At 59.7% G+C, this 19777-nt stretch carries 18 protein-coding genes and 2 pseudogenes; 10 read left to right on the plus strand and 10 right to left on the minus strand.

Annotated elements, in window-relative coordinates:
• Nucleotides 1–132 precede the first annotated feature (132 nt).
• From BLW24_RS21440 to BLW24_RS21480, 9 genes and pseudogenes are all read left to right on the plus strand, one after another.
• Nucleotides 133–1452 (plus strand): CmpA/NrtA family ABC transporter substrate-binding protein, encoded by a 1320-nt coding sequence (locus tag BLW24_RS21440; RefSeq protein ID WP_244161227.1) that lies wholly within the window; start codon nucleotides 133–135, stop codon nucleotides 1450–1452.
• 55 nt (nucleotides 1453–1507) lie between these two features.
• A complete protein-coding gene (locus BLW24_RS21445) occupies nucleotides 1508–2500 on the plus strand; it encodes an ABC transporter permease (RefSeq protein WP_090386775.1) in 993 nt (330 codons plus the stop codon).
• 14 nt (nucleotides 2501–2514) lie between these two features.
• A complete protein-coding gene (locus BLW24_RS21450) occupies nucleotides 2515–3309 on the plus strand; it encodes an ABC transporter ATP-binding protein (protein WP_090386778.1) in 795 nt (264 codons plus the stop codon).
• 133 nt (nucleotides 3310–3442) lie between these two features.
• Nucleotides 3443–4132: a polysaccharide lyase family 7 protein gene (locus BLW24_RS21455; protein WP_090386781.1), complete on the plus strand. Its 690-nt coding sequence runs from the start codon at nucleotides 3443–3445 to the stop codon at nucleotides 4130–4132.
• A 103-nt stretch (nucleotides 4133–4235) separates the two neighbouring features.
• Nucleotides 4236–4493, plus strand: coding sequence for a hypothetical protein (locus BLW24_RS21460; protein ID WP_090386783.1), 258 nt, complete (start codon nucleotides 4236–4238; stop codon nucleotides 4491–4493).
• Nucleotides 4494–4638: 145 nt separating this feature from the next.
• Nucleotides 4639–5085, plus strand: coding sequence for a thioesterase family protein (locus BLW24_RS21465; RefSeq protein ID WP_090386785.1), 447 nt, complete (start codon nucleotides 4639–4641; stop codon nucleotides 5083–5085).
• An 860-nt stretch (nucleotides 5086–5945) separates the two neighbouring features.
• On the plus strand, nucleotides 5946–7157 hold the full coding sequence (locus BLW24_RS21470) for a nitrate/nitrite transporter (protein ID WP_090386787.1): 1212 nt from the start codon (nucleotides 5946–5948) through the stop codon (nucleotides 7155–7157).
• Between the two features lie 240 nt (nucleotides 7158–7397).
• Nucleotides 7398–9065 carry a bifunctional protein-serine/threonine kinase/phosphatase gene (locus tag BLW24_RS21475; protein ID WP_090386789.1) on the plus strand — a complete coding sequence of 556 codons (1668 nt, stop codon included), beginning with the start codon at nucleotides 7398–7400 and terminating at the stop codon, nucleotides 9063–9065.
• Nucleotides 9066–9348: 283 nt separating this feature from the next.
• Nucleotides 9349–9573: pseudogene (locus BLW24_RS21480) on the plus strand (SAM-dependent methyltransferase); the annotation flags it as partial.
• A gap of 49 nt (nucleotides 9574–9622) precedes the next feature.
• Here BLW24_RS21480 and tnpC read toward each other — a convergent pair.
• Both tnpC and tnpB read right to left on the minus strand, forming a co-directional pair.
• Nucleotides 9623–11179 carry an IS66 family transposase gene (gene tnpC, locus BLW24_RS21485; protein WP_090384538.1) on the minus strand — a complete coding sequence of 519 codons (1557 nt, stop codon included), beginning with the start codon at nucleotides 11177–11179 and terminating at the stop codon, nucleotides 9623–9625.
• A gap of 18 nt (nucleotides 11180–11197) precedes the next feature.
• Entirely contained in the window at nucleotides 11198–11593 is a 396-nt protein-coding gene (gene tnpB / locus BLW24_RS21490) for an IS66 family insertion sequence element accessory protein TnpB (protein WP_244161054.1), read from the minus strand.
• A 61-nt stretch (nucleotides 11594–11654) separates the two neighbouring features.
• On the opposite strand from tnpB, the gene BLW24_RS21495 reads away from it, so the two are divergent.
• Nucleotides 11655–12683: an IS30 family transposase gene (locus tag BLW24_RS21495; protein ID WP_090375993.1), complete on the plus strand. Its 1029-nt coding sequence runs from the start codon at nucleotides 11655–11657 to the stop codon at nucleotides 12681–12683.
• A 120-nt stretch (nucleotides 12684–12803) separates the two neighbouring features.
• On the opposite strand, the gene sigX is transcribed toward BLW24_RS21495, so the two are convergent.
• The 8 genes and pseudogenes from sigX to ppsA all read right to left on the minus strand — a co-directional run bounded on the left by sigX (nucleotide 12804) and on the right by ppsA (nucleotide 19762).
• Complete coding sequence (gene sigX, locus BLW24_RS21500) at nucleotides 12804–13403, minus strand: RNA polymerase sigma factor SigX (protein WP_090386790.1); 600 nt, start codon at nucleotides 13401–13403, stop codon at nucleotides 12804–12806.
• Between the two features lie 88 nt (nucleotides 13404–13491).
• Complete coding sequence (locus tag BLW24_RS21505; protein WP_090386792.1) at nucleotides 13492–14307, minus strand: mechanosensitive ion channel family protein; 816 nt, start codon at nucleotides 14305–14307, stop codon at nucleotides 13492–13494.
• A 2-nt stretch (nucleotides 14308–14309) separates the two neighbouring features.
• Nucleotides 14310–14555 carry a CrfX protein gene (locus BLW24_RS21510; protein WP_090255899.1) on the minus strand — a complete coding sequence of 82 codons (246 nt, stop codon included), beginning with the start codon at nucleotides 14553–14555 and terminating at the stop codon, nucleotides 14310–14312.
• A gap of 54 nt (nucleotides 14556–14609) precedes the next feature.
• Nucleotides 14610–15354 (minus strand): annotated as a pseudogene (locus BLW24_RS21515) (CorA family divalent cation transporter).
• Nucleotides 15355–15374: 20 nt separating this feature from the next.
• Nucleotides 15375–15863, minus strand: a complete 489-nt coding sequence (rraA, locus tag BLW24_RS21520) for a ribonuclease E activity regulator RraA (RefSeq protein ID WP_090255901.1) — start codon at nucleotides 15861–15863, stop codon at nucleotides 15375–15377.
• Between the two features lie 30 nt (nucleotides 15864–15893).
• Nucleotides 15894–16022, minus strand: coding sequence for a Rieske (2Fe-2S) protein (locus BLW24_RS27425; protein ID WP_477742880.1), 129 nt, complete (start codon nucleotides 16020–16022; stop codon nucleotides 15894–15896).
• A gap of 215 nt (nucleotides 16023–16237) precedes the next feature.
• Entirely contained in the window at nucleotides 16238–17245 is a 1008-nt protein-coding gene (locus BLW24_RS21530) for an alpha/beta fold hydrolase (protein ID WP_090386794.1), read from the minus strand.
• Between the two features lie 141 nt (nucleotides 17246–17386).
• Nucleotides 17387–19762, minus strand: coding sequence for a phosphoenolpyruvate synthase (gene ppsA, locus BLW24_RS21535; protein ID WP_090386795.1), 2376 nt, complete (start codon nucleotides 19760–19762; stop codon nucleotides 17387–17389).
• Nucleotides 19763–19777 lie beyond the last annotated feature (15 nt).

Consider the following 19777-nt stretch of genomic DNA (forward strand, 5'->3'; position numbering starts at 1 on the left):
CCGCCATTACTGGCGGCGATGTCTGCGACGTCTTTTTTCGTTTCTGGGACTTGAGGAAGCACTATGCGCAACTCCATTGCTCGCCGTTCACTACTGAAGAAAACGTTAACTGGCCTAGGCTGTGCCGCGGCCATGATGCTGTCACCGCTAAGCCTGCAAATGGCCCTCGCCGCTGAAGCGGAGAAAGACGAGCTGAAGTTTGGCTTTATCAAACTGACCGATATGGCGCCGTTGGCCATCGCCTACGAGAAAGGTTTCTTCGAAGATGAAGGTCTGTACGTCACCCTAGAAGCCCAGGCCAACTGGAAAGTGCTGCTGGATCGGGTGATCGACGGCGAACTGGACGGCGCACACATGCTCTCCGGCCAACCGATCGGCGCCACCATCGGTTTCGGCACCAAGGCCGACGTGGTCACCGCGTTTACCATGGACCTCAACGGCAACGCCATCACCGTCTCCAATGCAGTCTGGGAGGAGATGAAGAAGCACGTGCCGATGGAAGGCGGCAAACCTGTGCACCCGATCAAGGCCGACGCCCTGAAGCCGGTGATCGAGAAGTTCAACGCCGGCGGCAAGTCCTTCAACCTGGGCATGGTGTTTCCGGTGTCCACGCATAACTACGAACTGCGCTACTGGCTCGCTGCCGGCGGCATCCACCCGGGCTATTACGCCCCGCACAAAGGCGACACCAGCGGCCAGATCGACGCCAAGGCTCTGCTTTCGGTAACCCCGCCGCCGCAGATGCCCGCCACCTTGGAAGCCGGCACCATCCACGGCTACAGCGTTGGCGAGCCGTGGAACCAGGCGGCCGTGTTCAAGGGCATTGGCGTGCCGGTAGTCGCCGACTACTCCATCCGCAAGAACATGTCGGAGAAAGTCTTCGGCGTATCCAAGAGCTGGGCCGACGCCAACCCGGAAACGCACAAGCGCGTGGTCAAGGCGCTGATTCGCGCCGGCCAGTGGTTGGACGCAGACAACAACGCCAACCGCCAGGAAGCCGTGGAGATCCTTTCCCGTCCTGAGTACGTCGGCGCCGACGCCAAAGTGATCGCCAACTCGATGACCGGCACCTTCGAGTTCGAGAAGGGTGACAAGCGCGAGGTGCCAGACTTCAACGTGTTTTTCCGCTACCACGCCACCTATCCCTACTACTCCGATGCCGTGTGGTACCTGACACAGATGCGCCGCTGGGGCCAGATCGCCGAAGCCAAGCCGGACAGCTGGTACCTGGAGATGGCCAAGAAGGTCTATCTGCCAGATATCTATCGTGAAGCCGCTGCCGAACTGGTGGCAGAAGGCAAGTTCAGCGCCAGCGATTTCCCGCCGGCCGATGACGATGGCTTTCGTGCAGCGCTGACCGACACCATCGACGATGTGCCTTACGACGGTCGCAAGCCTAATGCCTACCTCGAGCAGTTCGAGATCGGTCTGAAGGGCGACACGCAGATCTAACCAGGTACTCCCGGGGCCGGTACGCCGGCTCCCTCCTAACAAAGAGGATAGGACGATGAGCAATCCGAGCGTCGCCACCCCGATTACCGAAACACTGAAAACAGCTCGCAGTAGTGCGCTCTTCAAGCGTTGGACACCGGCCCTGGTATTACCCATGCTGGGCATCATCGGCTTCCTGCTGTGCTGGCAATTGCTGGCTAACAATATTCAGACCAGCCTTGGCCAATTCCCCGGCCCAGTGCAGGTCTCCGAACAGTTTTCCGGCCTGGTAAGCGCCCATTTCAAGGAGCGTGAAAAAGCTCAAACCTTCTATGAGCGCCAGGATGCGCGTAACGCCACCCTGCTGGCGAAAAAACCCGACGCCGAGATAAAAGTGCGCCCCTATACCGGCAAGCCAACCTTTATCCAGCAGATCTTCACCAGCCTCTACACCGTGATGGCCGGCTTTGTCATCGCCTCGCTGATCGCCATTCCACTGGGCATCGTTTGCGGCCTGAGCAAGAGCATCTACACCGTCATCAACCCGCTGATCCAGGTGTTTAAACCGGTATCCCCACTGGCCTGGCTGCCGCTGGTGACCATGCTGGTCAGCGCGCTGTATGTCAGCGACGACCCACTATTCGCCAAATCTTTCCTGACCTCGGCTATCACTGTGGCGCTGTGCTGCCTGTGGCCGACGGTGATCAACACCACGGTGGGCGTGGCCAGCATCGAACAGGATCTGAACAACGTCAGTAAGGTGCTGAGCCTGTCGCCACTGTCGCATGTAAGACGCATCGTCCTGCCCGCCGCAGTGCCGATGATTTTTACCGGCCTGCGCATGTCGCTCGGCACCGGCTGGATGGTACTGATCGCAGCCGAGATGCTGGCGCAGAACCCGGGCCTGGGTAAGTTCATCTGGGATGAATTCCAGAACGGCAGCTCCAACTCCCTCGGTCGGATCATGGTGGCGGTGATCGTCATCGGCCTGATCGGCTTTGCCCTCGACCGCCTTATGCTCCTGCTGCAACGCCAGTTCAGCTGGGACAAGAATGCCGTACTGCGCTAATCAGGAGACTTCCCATGAGCCATTCACACCTCGAACTGACCGGCGTCGGCATCGATTTTCCCACCGACAAGGGACTGTACCGTGCGCTGCAGAACGTCAATCTGCGTATCAACAAGGGCGAATTCGTTTCCCTGATCGGCCACTCCGGCTGCGGTAAGTCCACCGTACTGAACATAGTCGCCGGTCTCTACAAGGCCACCACCGGCGGGGTTATCCTTGACGGCCGCGAAGTCGACGAGCCTGGCCCCGAGCGCGCGGTGGTGTTCCAGAACCACAGCCTACTGCCCTGGCTAAGCTGCTACCAGAACGTCGAATTGGCGGTTCGCCAGGTGTTCCAGGGCAAGAAATCGCGCAGCGAAATGCGCGACTGGATCGAACACAACCTGCAACTGGTGCACATGATGCACGCCAAGGACAAGCGCCCTAACGAGATATCTGGCGGAATGAAACAGCGCATCGGCATCGCCCGCGCCCTGGCCATGCAGCCCAAGGTATTGCTGATGGACGAACCCTTCGGCGCGCTGGACGCCCTGACCCGCGCCCACCTGCAGGACTCGCTGATGGAGATCCACGCCGACCTCGGCAATACCGTGATCATGATCACCCACGATGTCGACGAGGCCGTGCTGCTGTCCGACCGCATTGTGATGATGAGCAACGGCCCGGCGGCCAGTGTCGGCGAGATTCTTCAGGTGGAACTGCAGCGCCCACGTGATCGCATTGCCTTGGCCCATGACTCGCGCTACCACGAATACCGCGCCGCCGTGTTGGAGTTCCTCTATCAGAAACAGCAACGTCCGGCTGCGTGAGGCACGGATTTGCCCGTCGCGCTCCCCCTGCCTGGCGCGACGGCAAAGACGATTAGCCGCCGATCAGGCTGATTGAACTTCATCCAGTGATATTCGACGAACAGGAGTCCCCCCTCTTCACTAAGGCCCACCAGTGCTCGACCTCACTACCTGGAATCTCTCCGTGCCCAGCGCACCCGCGCCGAGCACCATCAGCACAGCCCGCCTGAACAATGGTTACAGCGGCCAGTATTTCCGCCGCAACGCCGATAACAGTGTGACCTTCTGGGTACCAGTCAACGGCTCGCGCACCACCGACGCCCGCTACCCACGCAGCGAACTGCGTGAAACCCAGGCCGATGGCAGCCTGAGCAACTGGTATCACGCCAGCACCGACAGCTACCTGAGCGCGGTGTTGACGGTCAATCAGGTGCCGAGCAGGAACAAGATCGTGATCGCTCAGATCCACAGCAAGGACGAACCCGGCAGCAACAACGACCCCCTACTGAAATTGCAGTACCACTATCTGCGCGGCGTCGGCCGCCTCGAACTGCTACTGCGCAAGCGTCCGGGTGACAGCGGCGTACAGAACATCCTGCTGGCAGAAAATATCCAACTGAACCAACGCTTCAGCTACGAGCTGCGCATCACCCCAAGCGGCAAGCTCGGCGTCAAAGTCACCAGCAGTCATGGTGATAATGGCTCGTTCTACCAGCAACTGAGCGGATACTGGAGCACGCAACTGCTCTACTTCAAAGCCGGCGCTTACGTTCAGGATAACTACGGCCCTAGCACCGAAGGTGCGCGGGTGACCTTCTACTGGCTTAACAGCCTGCACCGTTAAAAATGTCTCTGGGTTAAGCCTCGCTTAAACCAGCCGCCTTAGGGGCAAGGCTTCGTGCATCTCTAATTGGGCTCATCGGAATCCAGCGAGCGCTGGTTTTGCCTTGATTGCCCTCGCCACAGTAGCCGGCCAAGGCGCGCTCTATCTGCTGGCCGCAGGCTTGGTGCGCAAGGCACGCGGCGTGCCAGTGCCGCGCCTGCTGTGGGTGCTATCGCTGTTTATCCTGCTGGCCGTGGGTGAACGAACCAGCTACGCGCTCAGCCATTTCTATGGTTACAGCCCACCGCTGGAAACCACCCAGCGCATGCCGTTTATCAGCCCTGACCACGCGCGGCTTCCTCGAGAAACGCCTGCACCTTGAGCGGCCGCAGCGCATGGAAGTGGAAAGCGAACTACAGGGCATTCGCCGCTTTCCCGCGCATTAACTGGCGCGGGCGTATGCAGCCATGGATGGCGTCTACCCCTAGTGGGTAAACTGTCGATCTTTCTCGACAGCGATTTTGCCCATGGCCCGCCTGACCCTTGACTTTCCCGAAGACCAGTTCTGCTACAGCACCCACCTGACTGTACGGGTGACCGATATCAACGCCGCCAACCATCTGGGCAACGACTCGATGATCTCGATGATTTCCGAGGCGCGGGCACGCTTTCTGTTCGAGTTCGGCATCGAAGAAACCCCGGAAGACGGCACCGGCATCATCGTCACGGACCTGGCCACTACCTACCGCGCTGAGGCCCACGCCCGCGATCAGTTGCTGTTTGAAGTCGGCGTGATGGACTTCAACACCTATGGCGGCGACATTACCTTCCGCGTCACCCGCCCTGCCGACAACGCACTGGTGGCCATGGCCAAGTCCGGATTTGTGTTCTTCAACTACAAACTGGGCAAAGTGGTGCAGATGCCGGCGACTTTCAGCAGCAAATTCAGCAAGGTCAACTGGCTGGGCAAGTAATCTGGGTTTACCGGCATAAGGCGGGGGATTGCTCCCTGATCATGCCTGATCGCGACAACACGAGCAGATCGCGGCTTAATTGCGCAATTATTCGGCTACCGCCGTGACAGCTGGGGCATCCTCTGCTACGCCTTAGGCATAACAACAAAAGCAGGGGAGTTGCTATGCCAACCACGCGCAGCCATGTCCGCCACGCTGGGCTCTTGAGCAACCTACTCGCTCTGGCCCTCCTGACCCTTCCCTTACCGACCCAGGCTGCAAGTATCGCCGCCGACGCCAGACCAAGTGAGTCACGCTGCAGCGTGCTAACGCTTATCAGCTGACGCGCTCGAACCAAGGCCCATCGCGGCCTGCCCTTTCCCAACCTGGTTTGCCAGAACCGGGAACAGATTCTGCGCCCCATTCAAGGGCAAATCGTCCGCCAGCGCCTCCTTTTGCAGCACAGGCGCAGCTATACAACAGCTTAAAGCCCCGTGAATCCATGGATTGCCCGGTTGGCGCAGCTCTTGCTATAGCCCTGTTACAGGTAGCCAATGGCGGCTGCTCAACAAACGACAAAGACGTCGCATAAACCTCGCCCCTGGCGCTCGGCTTATGCGGCGTTTTGCGTTTTACGCCCCAGCGTTTGGGGCTGGCACCTGCCCTGCGATCCAGGGCTTGCGCTGATAACTCTCTCAACCCAGCTGCGGCGGAGGGTCTGTTGATGTTGCTCCACAATCGCGTCGAAGCGTCAACAGAGCCTGTTCCTCAGGGTGGCGTACCACAAGTACACCACCTCCCAGATGGGTTGCGGCCGCCATGTCCACGACCATGGCGTACCGCACCCCACCGGGACCCTTTTTTGCTGAATGAGGTTTTCGATGAATACAAGTTTCTGGAAATCCGGCCACGCCCCAACCTTGTTCGCCGCGTTTCTGTATTTCGACCTGAGCTTTATGGTCTGGTACGTGCTCGGCCCACTAGCTGTGCAGATCGCCACCGATCTGGACCTGACCGCGCAACAGCGCGGCCTGATGGTTGCCACGCCGATCCTCGCCGGCGCCGTGCTGCGCTTGCTGATGGGCTTTCTGGCTGATCGCCTATCGCCCAAGAGCGCCGGCCTGATTGGCCAGATCATCGTCATCGTGGCGTTGTTCTGCGCCTGGCAGATTGGCATCAGCAGCTATGAACATGCCTTGTTATTGGGCCTGTTCCTCGGTTTTGCCGGTGCCGCATTTGCCGTCGCTCTGCCGCTGGCCTCGCAGTGGTATCCGCCGCAGCATCAGGGCAAGGCCATGGGCATTGCCGGTGCAGGCAACTCCGGCACTGTACTGGCCGCACTGTTTGCTCCCGGTCTGGCGGCGCTGTTCGGCTGGCAGAATGTCTTCGGCTGGGCACTGATCCCACTGCTGGCAACCCTGTTGATCTTTGCCCTGCTCGCCAAGAATGCCCCTGAGCGGCCCAAGCCCAAAGCCTTGGCTGACTACCTGAAAGCCCTGGGTGACCGTGACAGCTGGTGGTTTATGTTTTTCTACAGCGTGACCTTCGGCGGCTTTATCGGCCTGGCCAGCGCCCTGCCCGGTTACTTTAACGACCAGTACGGCCTGAGCCCGGTGACTGCCGGCTACTACACCGCCGCCTGCGTCTGCGCCGGCAGCCTGATGCGTCCATTGGGCGGCGCACTGGCCGACCGTATCGGTGGCATCCGCTCGCTGCTGATGATGTACACCCTGGCCTCCCTGAGCATTGCCGCTGTCGGCTTCAATCTGGAAAGCTCGGCAGCCGCGCTGACCCTGTTCGTCACCGCCATGCTTGGTCTCGGTGCGGGTAACGGCGCGGTGTTCCAGCTGGTGCCACAGCGCTTTCGCAAGGAAATCGGCGTGATGACCGGGCTGATCGGCATGGCCGGCGGCATCGGCGGCTTCCTCCTCGCCGCAGGCCTGGGCACCATCAAGCAGCAGACCGGTGATTACCAGCTCGGCTTGTGGCTGTTCGCCAGCCTCGGCGTACTCGCCTGGTTCGGCCTCTACGGGGTCAAGCTGCGCTGGCGCACCACCTGGGGCAGCGCCGCAGTCACCGCCGCTCGGGTGTAACTGCCGAATGTAGGGTGGATGACGCTTTATTCATCCACCACAAAGCAACGGTGGATCGGTAAAGCGCGATCCACCCCACACCAACCCCTTGGAGCACTGAGGCAAAGGCGGGGCTGACTGGCAGCGCTTATTGCACTGGTCAGGAAAGGCGGGAGAAGTCGGCAGCGGCTCTCCTTAGCTGCCTCACCAGCCTCGCCTTTGCCTCAGCGCTTCCTCAGCCAACGACCCAGGAACCTCTGCATGGCCTTGCAACTGACCTTTGGCGAAGCCAGCGCCACCGGCCCACGCAGCGAAAATCAGGACGCCATTCGCGTGGTCACCCCGGCTCCGGCACTGGCAGCCAGCAAGGGCTACCTGTTTGCCATCGCCGATGGCGTTAGCCAATGCGCCGACGGCGGTCTGGCCGCCCGTGCCACCCTGCAGGCCCTGGCACTGGATTACTACTCCACCCCGGAAACCTGGGCGGTGACCCAATCGCTGGACCGCGTACTGGTCGCGCACAACCGCTGGCTGCAAGCCAATGGCGGTGGTCAGCCGTTGCTTACCACCCTGAGCGCGCTGATCCTGCGCGGCCGACGCTTTACCCTGGCGCATGTCGGCGACTGCCGCGCCTATCGCTGGCTGGACGGTACGCTCGAACGCCTCAGCGAAGACCATGTGTGGGAACAACCCGGCATGCAGCATGTACTCAAGCGCGCCATGGGCCTGGATCAGCATCTGGTGATGGATTACCTGGATGGCGAGCTGCGCGAAGGTGAATGTTTCGTACTGGTCAGCGACGGTATCTGGGCCACCCTGGGCGACGCGGGCATTCAGCGCATCCTCCATGATGAGCAGGATTTGCCTGCCGCCAGCCGTGCACTGGTCAATGCCGCGCACCTGGCTGGCAGTCAGGACAATGCCAGTGCTCTGTTGCTGCGCGTCGAGGCATTGCCGCAAAGCGATCTGGCCGACACCCTGGCGCAACTGCAGCACTGGCCGCTACCGGCCAAACTGCGTGAAGGGCAGAACTTCGAAGGCTGGCAGATCGAACGACTGCTGGCCGAATCGCGTCAATCGCTGGTCTACCGGGTGCGCGATAGCCAAGCACGGCGTTGGCTGCTGAAAACGCTGCCGCCCAACCGCAGCGATGAGTCGCAAGCCGGCCCCGCGCTGCTGCTTGAAGAATGGTTTCTGCGTCGCGTAGCCGGGCGCTTCTTCGCCGAAGTGCATCCACTGCCGCAACGTCAGCATCTGTATTACGTGCAGCGCGAGTACGCCGGGCAAACCCTGGCCGAACACCTGCGCCTGAGCGGCCCACTCGGGCTACCGGAATGGCTGGACATTGCCCCTAGGCTGATCAAGGCTCTGGGTATGCTGCATCGGCGCAATATCCTGCACCGTGATATCAAGCCAGAAAACCTGCTGTGGGGCGATGACGGCGAACTGCGCGTGCTGGATTTCGGCCTGGCCTACTGCCCCGGCCTGACCCGCGATGGCGCCTGCGAGCTGCCCGGCACCCCCAGCTATATAGCTCCGGAAGCCTTTACCGGTGCAGCGCCCAGCCCGCAACAGGATCTCTACAGTGCAGGCGTTACCCTGTATTTCCTGCTTACCGGGCATTATCCCTACGGCGAGATTGAAGCCTTCCAGCATCCGCGCTTCGGCCAACCGATCCCAGCCAGCCGCTACCGGCCAGATTTACCCAACTGGGTCGACGACAGCCTCAACCGTGCCCTCAGCGCCGAACCAAAACAGCGCTATGAAACCGCCGAAGAATGGCTGCTCAACCTGGAGCAGGCAGAACGTAAATCCCTGAATAGCCGGCCACGTCCGTTACTGGAGCGCGAACCACTGCTGGTCTGGCGCAGCGTCGCGTTGTTTTCCCTGCTGCTGAATCTTCTCCTGCTGATCGGGCTGCTGCGTTAAAAGCACCGCCTGCGCACCAATAGCGCGCATAACGCCCTTAAGTGGTGCGTAAAAACTTCGCAAATAAGCTGTAACTTGCTGATAATCCTTGAGAATACACACTACGCAAGTTGGCACAGGCTCTGCATTGGTAATCGCACAATTTAATAAAGCGCGGCCTCAACGAAGAAGGTTGCACTTCCCGATAAAACGGGACTTGGACAAAGGCGTCCTCGCTAGGAGACTAGCGGGACGCCTTTTTTGTTGCCGCCATCCGAAACACACGAGGCCTGAGGAGATCAATATGAGCGCAAAAGTCTGGCTGGTAGGCGCAGGCCCCGGCGACCCGGAGCTGCTGACCCTCAAGGCGGTCAAGGCTCTGAACCAGGCCGAGATCGTAATGATCGATGATCTGGTCAATCCTGCGGTACTGGAGCACTGCCCCAACGCGCAGATCGTGCCGGTAGGCAAGCGCGGCGGTTGTCGCTCCACTCCACAGGCGTTCATCCATCGCCTGATGCTGCGTTATACCGTAAGCGCTCCATAGACCCCACCTCCCTCTGGAGAGGTTTTGCGTTTTACAGTGGCGTCGTTGGTTGGCAGTTCCAAGGCAGCAGCGCTTCGTAGGCTTCAACGCTGTTGGCCAGCGGCAGGCGTTCGAGGACATGGCGCAGCCAGGCGTAGGGCTCCTGGCCATTGGTCTTGGCGGTTTCCACCAGGCTGTAGAGTTGGGCGCTGGCGGTCGCGCCTTTCGGCGTGTCGCTGAACAGCCAGTTCTTGCGACCTATGACGAAGGGCCGGATCGCGCGCTCGGCAGCGTTGTTATCGATCGGCAGGTGGCCAGCCTCGATGTAGCGTTCGAGTCGGCTCCAGTTGCTCGCCAGGTAGTTCACTGCTTTGCCCAGGGCATTCTGCGCCGTGACCTGCGGCTGGGTTTTCTCCAGCCAGGTCTTGAGCTGATCGAGGAGCGGTAGGCTGTGCTGCTGGCGGCCCCGGTAGCGCTGTTCATCGCTGGCATCCTTAAGTTCGCGCTCGATGCCGTAGAGCTTGTTGATCATCCCCAACGCGATGTCGGCACGCCCGGTTTTGCCCTTCGGTTGCACCTTTTGCGCTTCGACGAACTTGCGCCGCGCATGCGCCCAGCAGGCCAGGCGCTCAACACCTTGTTGTGCGGCCACGGCGTTGTAGCCGGCGTAATCGTCGGTCATCAGGTAGCCGCGATAACCGTCGAGCAGGCGCAGCGGCACCTCCTGCGCGCGGCTGGTTGTGTAGTCGAAGAGGATCACCGGTTTGCCAGGCGGGCCACCGGTCTGCACCCACATCCAGGAGTGGCTGCTCGGATCGCGCCCAGGCTCCTTGAGCACCTGCACGCGGGTTTCATCGCAGTGGATCACCGGACTGTCCAGCAGCCTGTCGCGCATCAGGTTGAGCAACGGTTGTAGCAGTTCGCCGCACTGGATCACCCAGCGCGCCAGGGTCTGCCGGGGGATGTCGATGCCATGGCGACTGAGCATCTTTTCGAAGCGATACAGTGGGATGCCGTCGGCGTATTTGCTGGTCAGCAGCATCGCCAGCACGCTCGGGCTGGCCAGCCTTTTCTCGATCAGTTGGGCCGGTTTGTCAGCGGTGACCGGCGCGCTTTCGCAGGCCTTGCAGGCATAGGTCTTGCGAACGTGGCGGATCACCTGAACCTGCATCGGGATGATTTCCAGCTGCTCGCTGGTTTCTTCGCCGATGGCCTGCTTGCGGCAACCGCATTCGCAGGTCAGTTCGTGTTCGGGCAGTTCGTGGATGACCTCGACACGCGGTAGTTCGGCCGGTAACGGCTTGCGCTTGCCGCGGCACTTGGTCGGCGCAACGACTTCTTCCTCGACCTCAGCGGCCGGAGCTTCAGCCGCCGCTTCGGCCAGGCTTTCCGCTTCGTTGAACATCTCTAGCTGCGGTGAATCCGGGTCGCTGCTCTGCTCGGATTTACGGCCGAACAGGCGCTGGATCAACAGCGCGTTTTGTTCGCGCAGGCGCTCGATCTGCCCATCCTTGTCCTTGGCCAATTCCTGCGCCGACGACAACACCTCAGCGAGCAATTGCTTGAGCGCGGCGGGGTCATCAGGAAGGGTTTCGGGCACAGAAATCATGCCGTGGATTATACCGGCTCAGGTGACGAACCTAGGGGTCAAAACCTGGTGCGGCCGGTTGCGCCACAGGTCGATACCGTCCAACAACCAGTTCAACTCCTGGGCCGTCAGCACGATCGCATCTTCGCCAGGTTCCGGATGCGACTTGAAGCGTTCAGCCTCCAATCGCTTGAGCCACAGGCAAAAGCCGTTGCGCTCCCAATACAAAATCTTCACCCGGCTGCGCGCGCGGTTGAGGAAGACGAACAGCACCGGGTCGAACACCGCCACCTTGATATCCAGCTCGACCAGGGCGGCCAGGCCATCGATGGATTTTCGGAAATCCACCGGCTTGGGGTATAGATAGACTTTTTCGACTTTGGCGTCGGGGCGCATCATGACGGCTGGCTCCAGAAAGAAATTGGAGCTCAGCATTGGCTGGGCGGCGGCAAAAACTGAGTGCAACACCTGATCTTTCCGATACGGTGCTGCCCCTATGTCTTATTCCGAACTCAGCGTTGAAGAGCGCGCCACTATTCAAATCGGTCATGCCCAAGGCTTTAGCCTGCGCAAGATTGCCCACCTGATCAACCGATCCCCCTCGACTATCAGTCGCGAGTTGCGCCGTAATCGAGAGGTCTGCGGTCGTTACTCGGCCCGTGCGGCGCAGCAGCAGATGAGAGCCCGGCGCCAAGTCTGCCGGCCCAAGCGAAAGCTGCTGCCCGGTAGTGAACGCTTCGAGTTGGTGACCCATATGCTGCGTGAGCGTTTGTCTCCCGAGCAGATTGCCGGCAAGCTGCGCAGCATGAACATACCCAGCCTCAGAGATGCCTACGTCTGTCGCGAGACGATCTATACCGCGATCTATGCCTTGCCGGTCGGCGAGCTGCGTAAGGAGCTGATTATCTGCCTGCGCCAAAGCAAGACGACGCGCAGGCCGCGCTCTGGCGGCGTGGATCGACGTGGCCAGCTCCCGGAGCTGGTCAGTATTCACGTGCGCCCGCCGGAGATTGAAGACCGCCTGATGCCGGGCCACTGGGAGGGCGACCTTATCAAGGGCAAGGCCAACGCCTCGTCGGTCGGCACCTTGGTAGAACGCACCAGTGGCTACCTGATGCTGATCAAGATGAACGATGCGACGGCGACCTCGGCGATGGAAGGTTTCAGCGCCGCACTCAATCGTATGCCGCTGGCGATGCGTAAGAGCATGACCTACGACCAGGGCCGGGAGATGGCGCGGCACGCCGAGATCACCCAGAGAACCGGCATAGCGATCTACTTCTGCGACCCACACAGCCCCTGGCAGCGCGGCAGCAACGAAAACATCAACGGCCTCATTCGCCAGTACCTGCCCAAGGGCACAGACTTGTCGGGACACAGCCAAGAACAGTTGGATGCCATTGCACTGCAACTGAATATGCGGCCGCGTAAGCGCTTCGACTTCAAGTGCCCGATCGAAGTCATGAGCGAAGTAATGCAAGAAGCCATGGCTATGCGGCATGATGCGCCAGCGTCAATTCAATAACCGTGTTGCACTCAGCTCCTGCAACCGCCTTCCCTATCTTGGTGGTCAGTAAGTTGTCTGACAAACACAAGACAACTCAGCCAGCAATTCTAACAGAATTAACCGATAGCTAAGATGGCTTTATTCAAGATAAGTTTCAGTACTGTCCGAAAATTTCTCGCGCAAACGATCAAGTGCGCGCTTATAGCGCATTTTCGTAGCACTCAGACCCATGTGCATAATGTCGGCGATCTCCTGGAACTCCAGCTCTGCGACAAAGCGTAGCACCAGAATTTCCCGATCAATCGGATTGACATGCACCAGCCAACGGTCAAGACCGCCTTTATCTTCAGGCTTTGGCGCCTTTTCTTCGGACGCTTCTTCAAGCGGATCCAAACTTAAGGCGTCAATAAGACGGCGCTTACGCCGCTCTTTGCGATATTGAGTAATACATTCATTGTAAGTAATGCTGTACAGCCAGGTTTTGAACTTTGATTTGCCCTCAAAGTTCTTCAGGCCATATAAGACCTTGAGCATGACCTCCTGACAAACATCATCAGCATCACGATCGTTACCTAAATAACGCGCACACACGTTGAATAATGTGCGCTGGTAACGACGCATCAACTCTTCATAGGCGCGGGTTATATGGAATAACTCGTCATGGGCACGCGCCACCAACTCTTCGTCCGAGAGTTCGCGGGGGTCGTAACGCAGAGACGCAGAGTGGGCTTTATTCAAAACGAGTCGGGCCGACAGTCAGGACATAAGCCAGCGCAGCCTGCAAATCAGGCTGCGGATTGGCCGCATACAATAACAGGGATTGGCCTTAGCGGCTGCTTACCTGCTGCTCGAGCAAAGTACGGTTGGCCACTGAAACCAGCTCGCCGGCTTCCGTCAGCAGCGTGGTCTTGACCGTGCCGATTTCCTCGATCTGCCCTTCGACCGCACCAACCTGCACTTGTTGCCCAACCTCGTACAACTCGCGCACATAAATGCCGGCCAGGATCTGGCTGGCAATGTCCCGGCTGCCCAGGCCCAACGCCAGAGCGGCCGCCAGACCGACCGAGATCAGCACAATGGCGATCACGTTGTTGAGCAGGTCGGTTTTCACTTCCAGCTGGCCGATCGCCACCGAGATACTGATGATGATCACCAGCCCCTGAGCTACGCGCCCCAGCCCGCTTGCATAGTCCAGCCCGACACCTTCTGCAGCGCCGCGCACCAGCCCGCTGACCAGTTGTGCCAGCAGCACACCCGCGAGCAGCACCAGGGCCGCGCCGAAGACTTTCGGCAGGTACAAAGCCAGCACATCAAGCGTCGCGGAAACCCGCTCCAGCCCCAGAGACTCAGCAGCAGTGACCAGGAAGATCAACAGCACGAACCAGTAGACGATCTTGCCGATCAGGGCCGATACCGGCACCTGAATGCCAGCTCGGCTCAGCAGTTTGGTCAGGCCAGTGCCAGCCATCAGGCGATCCAGACCGATCTTGCCGAGCAACTTGGACAGCAGCGTGTCGAGGAACTTGGCCACCACAAAACCCAGCAGTACCACCACCATGGCGCCAAACAGGCGCGGGATAAAGGCGGCAATCGGGGTCCAAACGCTGGCCATCGCGTCAACCAGAACTTGAGTAAATTCCATGCTCAGTCAGCCTTATTAACAGTTGAGTCGGTGGTTTTACGGCGCGAGACCGGCGCCACATGCGCCGAGCCGTTGTTCAGCGCGAGCATCAGGGCGCCGGCCCAGTGCCCCATCAGGGCAAACAGATCGCCTGCGCCGACCTGGCGATTGGCGGTTTTCAGCACACGATGCAGACAGGCGTCGTCGTCGTGACTCGAGGTGGGCGACTTAAGCAAATCGCGCAGTGATTCTTCAAAGGGATCGTGCATGGCGCACCTCACAGGATGTGTCGGCTAGACGAGACGAGTGCAGGGCAAGTCACATCAGATCCAGCGCAAGCGACGAAATAGCAGCCACTGCACCAGCGCCACTACAGCCATCAGCGAACAGGCCAGCAGAAAGCCATGCGGGCTTTCCGAGCCCGGAATACCGCCGACATTGATACCGAGCAAACCGGTGAGAAAACTCACTGGCCGCACGACGGCGGATTTGCAGCAGTGCGGCATGGTCAGGTGCCTGCCCCTCCAACGCATCGGCACGCTCTTCCTGATCATCGACCTGCTCGGACAACTCGCCGACCAGCAACTCGATCTTGTCAGTCAGGTAATGCGCCAGACTCAGAATCAGCTCCGCCGAGGTTTTCGGCCCCCTGCCCGCCAGCAAATCCTCAATCAAGGCTTCGGTTGCGTGCAACGGCCGCAGCCGCAGGGAAATAGCACGCTTGATATCGGCAAAGATGCGCACCGAGACCATGTCCTCGGGTTCTGCCCCAGGGTTGAGATTCAGACCACGCAGAAACAGCAGCAGTTGCTGCTCAGGCAGCGGCAGTAAACGCGGACGGGTGTTTTCTTCCAGCAGCAGATCGCAAGCAAAGCCGCTCAGGCCACTCTCTGTGCGCAGCCAGGTGTGCGTCTGCGGATGACCGCGATCCCAATGCAACCAGAGACTTTCCTGCTCACCCAGCACCAGGCCGTGCAGCTCATCCCGAGCAATGCTGCGGGCGCCGCCCTTACCATTGAGGACAAAGGCGTGCACCAGCCCCCATTGCGCGCTGTCACCTTCGTGCATGACAGTTTCCTGCAAGCGCCCTACTCCGGCATCTGCAGCGCAGATGGCGAGATAATCACGCCGTTGTTGTCGGCATAGATGAATTCACCGGGGCGGAAGGTCACGCCGCCAAAGGTCACCGCGACATTGAGGTCACCGATACCGCGCTTGTCGGTTTTCATCGGGTGGCTGGCCAGAGCCTGGATGCCCAGGTCGGTTTGCGCCAGCACGTCGACATCGCGCACGCAGCCATATACCACAATGCCTTCCCAGCCATTCTTCGCGGCTTTTTCGGCCAGCATGTCGCCCAGCAGCGCGCGGCGCATGGAGGCACCACCATCCACCACCAGCACCTTGCCTTTACCCGGCAGGTCGACCTGCTCCTTGACCAGCGAGTTGTCCTCGAAACACTTGACGGTGACGATCTCGCCGCCAAAGGAATCGCGACCACCGAAGTTGCTGAACATAGGCTCAACCACCTGGACCAGTTCCGGGTAGGCGTCGCACAGATCGGGGGTGATGTAGTGCATGGCAAAGCTCCTTGGATAGTGTGAGGGTGCTTACAGGTCGATCCCGACCCGGTCCGCATCATAAGCCACAGGCAAATACACAAGACAGGCGCAAGGCGCATTCAACGCGCGACCACCGGCCAGGTCAAACTCAATTCCGTGCCGCGGGCAACGCAGCACACCAGCAGTGACGCTGGCCTTATCCAGCGCTGCACCTTAATCGAGGCAGTTTTCCAGCAGCCAGGTACGACCTTCGACCACCATCAACAGCAGACTACGCCCCTGCAGCTGAAAAACCTGTCGGTAGCCGTCATCCAGGCTGAGCAGCGCTCAAGAGCAATAAACATCGCAGCAGCGCCTTTACCGTGAACGTGAACGCGATACTAGCCACAAGCTTACTCGGCGGAAACGGCTTTATTGCCTTCTAGCTCGCGGCTTTCCAGTTCCGCAGCCACCTGTGGGCTCTTGTATAGCCACTGCTCGACCAGCGGCCAGACCTCGCGCTGAGCCTCTTTACTGACGAGCATTTCAACATGGCCAAAATCACCACTAAAACCATGCTTCTTACCCAGGCAGAGAAATTCGCTCAAGGGTGAACCGAACTGCTTCAGCAGTTTTTCGCAGGCCCAGGCCGGATCCTGATAATCACCCAGCGCGGCCACTGCCATAATCGGCACACGCACCTCAGCCAGGCCAGCCCACCAATCGCGCTCAGCATCGCCAAAACGGCCGAACAAACCGTGCCAGCGCAAGCTTTCGACCGCCAGACCAATCGGTTCATCCTCAGGGCCGCGCTTGAGCCGAGTCCCAGAAATCACCGAGAAGCGTTTAAGCAGCAAGCGGCTGCCCCATTCCAGCGGCGGCACCTTCAGCGGCCAATAAACCCGGCTGACCTGGCTGCCGAACAACACGCCAGAAGCAACTCTACTTTCACCCAGGTAATGTCCACCGAGTGCACCCGCCAGAATGATCCCGCCAAGGGAGTGCCCCAACCAATGGGCCCTCTGTGGATTCTTCTCATAAATAAAATCGGCAATTGCCGGCAGGTCGTAACGCACGTAGTCACTGACCGTGTTGCGTGAGTAGTCGCGGTTGCGCGGCGACAGACCATGACCACGCATCTCGGCGATCCACACATCAAAACCGGCGCGCGCCAGGTAAGGACCAAGGCCAATGCACTTGGGTGAATACCAGAAACGCCGATTGGAAAAACTGCCGGGGATCAGAATCACCGGCACGCCACGCACCTGCTCATACCCAGCACGACCGAGACGGGTCAGGGCCAATTCGACACTGCTGTCCGGGCTGTTACCGGGCTTGAGACGATAGACATCCTCGCTCAAATCGCCCCGAAACTCGGCACTGATCAAGGTGACGGGGAAAAGCTCACTGCTGCTTTGCATCTATCTTCGCTCTGGTACAACAAATTGCCGGGAGCAATTCTTTCACGCCGCAGACGACGGCCCGGAGAAGTGCAGCACAGCTATGTGCTGGCACAAAAAAGGGCAGGATCACCGCCCTTGAACAGCGATTTGAAAGTGCTATCAGGCTGGCGCTTGACCTTCGGCCAGGAAGAACCAGGTGTCGAGCACCGAATCAGGGTTCAGCGACACGCTTTCGATGCCCTGTTCCATCAGCCAGCGCGCCAGATCCGGATGATCCGAAGGGCCCTGACCGCAGATACCGATGTACTTACCGGCCTTATTACAGGCCTGGATAGCGTTGCTCAGCAGCTTCTTCACCGCCGGGTTACGCTCATCGAACAGGTGCGCAACGATGCCGGAGTCACGGTCCAGACCCAGGGTCAGCTGAGTCAGGTCGTTGGAACCGATGGAGAAGCCATCGAAGAACTCGAGGAATTCTTCAGCCAGAATCGCATTGGACGGCAGCTCGCACATCATGATGACCTTCAGGCCATCCTGACCGCGGGCCAGACCGTTGGCAGCCAACAAGTCGACCACCTGGCTGGCTTCGCCCAGAGTACGCACGAACGGCACCATGATCTCGACGTTGCTCAGGCCCATCTCGTTGCGCACTTTCTTCAGCGCGCGGCACTCCAGCTCGAAGCAGTCGCGGAATGATTCGCTGATGTAACGCGAAGCGCCACGGAAACCGAGCATCGGGTTCTCTTCTTCCGGCTCGTAAAGTTTGCCGCCGATCAGGTTGGCGTATTCGTTGGACTTGAAGTCCGACAGGCGCACGATGACCTTTTTCGGCCAGAACGCAGCGGCCAGGGTGCTGATACCCTCAACCAGCTTCTCGACGTAGAAGTTGATCGGATCATCGTAACCGGCAATGCGCTTCTCGACGCTGTCTTTAATCTCAGGCGGCAGCCCGGCAAAGTTCAGCAGCGCTTTGGGGTGTACACCGATCATGCGGTTGATGATGAACTCCAGACGCGCCAGGCCAACACCTTCGTTGGGCAACTGAGCAAAGTCGAAGGCGCGATCCGGGTTGCCGACGTTCATCATGATCTTGAACGGCAGCTCGGGCATGGCGTCGACCGAGTTCTTGCGAATATCAAAGCCCAGCTCGCCTTCGAAGATAAAGCCGGTATCACCTTCAGCGCAGGAAACCGTCACACCCATGCCATCTTTCAGCACCTGAGTGGCGTTACCGCAACCGACTACTGCCGGAATACCCAACTCACGGGCGATGATCGCGGCGTGACAGGTACGCCCACCACGGTTGGTGACGATGGCGCTGGCACGCTTCATCACCGGTTCCCAATCCGGGTCGGTCATGTCGGAGACCAGCACATCGCCCGGCTGGACCTTGTCCATCTCGGACACGTCATGGATAACCCGCACGCGGCCGGCACCGATCTTCTGACCGATCGCACGACCTTCCACCAGCACGGTGCCGGTTTCCTTGAGCAGGTAGCGCTCCATCACATTGACATTGGCGCGGCTTTTCACAGTTTCAGGGCGCGCCTGAACGATGTACAGCTTGCCATCATCACCGTCTTTGGCCCACTCGATGTCCATCGGACGACCGTAGTGCTTCTCGATGATCATGGCCTGCTTGGCCAGCTCGCTGACCTCGGCATCCGTCAGGCAGAAGCGCGCACGTTCGGCGCGATCCACATCGACCACCTTGACCGATTTACCGGCCTTGGCTTCGTCGCCGTAGATCATCTTGATCGCTTTGCTACCCAGGTTGCGGCGCAGAATGGCCGGGCGACCGGCTTCCAGCGTTTGCTTGTGCACGTAGAACTCATCTGGGTTCACTGCGCCCTGCACCACAGTTTCGCCAAGGCCGTAGGCGCCAGTGATAAACACCACGTCACGGAAGCCTGACTCGGTGTCGAGGGTGAACATCACACCAGCGGTGCCGGTTTCCGAACGCACCATGCGCTGTACGCCTGCAGACAGGGCGACCAGTTTATGGTCGAAGCCCTGGTGGACGCGGTAGGCAATTGCGCGGTCGTTGAACAGCGAGGCGAATACTTCTTTGGCAGCGCGGATCACGTTGTCCACGCCACGAATGTTTAGGAAGGTTTCCTGCTGGCCAGCAAACGAGGCATCTGGCAGGTCTTCGGCGGTGGCCGAGGAGCGCACGGCAACGGCCATATTCTCGTTACCGCCAGCCATTTCGGCGAAAGCGGTACGGATCTGCGTGTTCAACTCTTCAGGGAAAGCAGCGTCCATCACCCACTGGCGGATCTGCGCGCCGGTCTTGGCCAGGGCGGTGACGTCATCGACATCAAGCGCATCGAGCGCGGCATGGATCTGATCGTTCAGACCGCTCAGTTCGAGAAAGTCCCGGTAGGCCTGGGCCGTAGTGGCGAAACCGCCGGGTACCGAAACTCCGGCACCGGCAAGGTTGCTGATCATCTCGCCCAGGGAGGCGTTCTTGCCCCCTACGTGCTCAACATCGTGATTGCCGAGCTTATCGAGGGAAACTACGTACTCTACCAAGGTGATCTCTCCACT

Origin of the sequence: Pseudomonas anguilliseptica (assembly GCF_900105355.1) — a bacterium.
Classification (GTDB): Bacteria; Pseudomonadota; Gammaproteobacteria; order Pseudomonadales; family Pseudomonadaceae; genus Aquipseudomonas; species Aquipseudomonas anguilliseptica.

What these genes read in the sequence shown, in the direction of transcription:
- BLW24_RS21440 (WP_244161227.1), top strand. Translation starts at nt 133, where the DNA reads ATGATGCTGTCACCGCTAAGCCTGCAAATGGCCCTCGCCGCTGAAGCG.
- BLW24_RS21445 (WP_090386775.1), top strand. Translation starts at nt 1,508, where the DNA reads ATGAGCAATCCGAGCGTCGCCACCCCGATTACCGAAACACTGAAAACA.
- BLW24_RS21450 (WP_090386778.1), top strand. Translation starts at nt 2,515, where the DNA reads ATGAGCCATTCACACCTCGAACTGACCGGCGTCGGCATCGATTTTCCC.
- BLW24_RS21465 (WP_090386785.1), top strand. Translation starts at nt 4,639, where the DNA reads ATGGCCCGCCTGACCCTTGACTTTCCCGAAGACCAGTTCTGCTACAGC.
- BLW24_RS21470 (WP_090386787.1), top strand. Translation starts at nt 5,946, where the DNA reads ATGAATACAAGTTTCTGGAAATCCGGCCACGCCCCAACCTTGTTCGCC.
- BLW24_RS21475 (WP_090386789.1), top strand. Translation starts at nt 7,398, where the DNA reads ATGGCCTTGCAACTGACCTTTGGCGAAGCCAGCGCCACCGGCCCACGC.
- tnpC (WP_090384538.1), bottom strand. Translation starts at nt 11,179, where the DNA reads ATGATTTCTGTGCCCGAAACCCTTCCTGATGACCCCGCCGCGCTCAAG.
- tnpB (WP_244161054.1), bottom strand. Translation starts at nt 11,593, where the DNA reads ATGCTGAGCTCCAATTTCTTTCTGGAGCCAGCCGTCATGATGCGCCCC.
- BLW24_RS21495 (WP_090375993.1), top strand. Translation starts at nt 11,655, where the DNA reads ATGTCTTATTCCGAACTCAGCGTTGAAGAGCGCGCCACTATTCAAATC.
- BLW24_RS21505 (WP_090386792.1), bottom strand. Translation starts at nt 14,307, where the DNA reads ATGGAATTTACTCAAGTTCTGGTTGACGCGATGGCCAGCGTTTGGACC.
- BLW24_RS21510 (WP_090255899.1), bottom strand. Translation starts at nt 14,555, where the DNA reads ATGCACGATCCCTTTGAAGAATCACTGCGCGATTTGCTTAAGTCGCCC.
- rraA (WP_090255901.1), bottom strand. Translation starts at nt 15,863, where the DNA reads ATGCACTACATCACCCCCGATCTGTGCGACGCCTACCCGGAACTGGTC.
- BLW24_RS21530 (WP_090386794.1), bottom strand. Translation starts at nt 17,245, where the DNA reads ATGCAAAGCAGCAGTGAGCTTTTCCCCGTCACCTTGATCAGTGCCGAG.